Below are 828 nucleotides of genomic sequence, written 5' to 3' on the forward strand. Positions count from 1 at the left end.
GGGCGATTCGACTACACGCCCAACGCCACCTACACCGACGAGAAGATCCCCGCGCAATCTGACGCTGCCGCGACGCTGAATCAGTTCAACCGCGAGCAGGACTCCAACAGCGACGAGGACATGGAGTCGCCCCGTCGTGAGACAGACCTTCACCGCGACATCGAGGCGTGGGGCGACCAGATTGGCCTGACCAACACGGAGGTCCGCGAGGCCATCGCGATTGTCCAAGCAACGCCCACGGGGGTGCGTCGCAACTTCGGGCTGGAAACCACCTGCCTCGGGGCGTTGACGATCGCGGCGAACCAGCCCACCCACGGCCCTCACACCGCGAAGTCCATCAGGCTCCGTGGGCCGTCGACGGACAATCCACAGCTCGTGGAGAACTACGAAGTGCTCAAACGCGACCTCGACGTGACCCAAGCGCGTGTTTCGGACTTTCGGACGTGGTACAGTCGCACCGACAACTGACGAACTGCCCCGATTCCCCTTTTAAGGCCCGCGAGGATAGCCGTCGGATTTCAGAATATTCCATGAGACACTCTCACACAGCCCCCTGAAATCAGGCGTTTCAGACCCCCCTTTATATAGGTCATACGTGATACTATACAATGAGAGAGGAGGAAGGGGGGAGTCCCCGACTGCGGCTGTTGCCCGTGAGTGAAACTCACAGGTTATTCTCGCAGTTGACTACTTGCCCTTCCACGACAACCCCTCCAACGACCCACCCCACAACGTGAGCGTTGGTAGAGGGTTGTCGAAAACGGATTGCTAAAAGGGTAGAACCTATTTTTACAGTTACTATACTGTAAGAGGAATAGTCCGATGTCA

Annotated in this window: 1 protein-coding gene; it reads left to right on the plus strand. The window is 58.0% G+C overall.

The window, feature by feature from the left end; all coding sequences use genetic code 11:
* Positions 1-468: hypothetical protein (locus EXE42_RS18815; RefSeq protein ID WP_158293748.1), on the plus strand; the 468-nt coding region annotated here is incomplete at its 5' end.
* Positions 469-828 lie beyond the last annotated feature (360 nt).

Source organism: Halorubrum sp. SP3 (assembly GCF_005435195.1).
In the GTDB taxonomy this organism is placed as follows: Archaea; Halobacteriota; Halobacteria; order Halobacteriales; family Haloferacaceae; genus Halorubrum; species Halorubrum sodomense.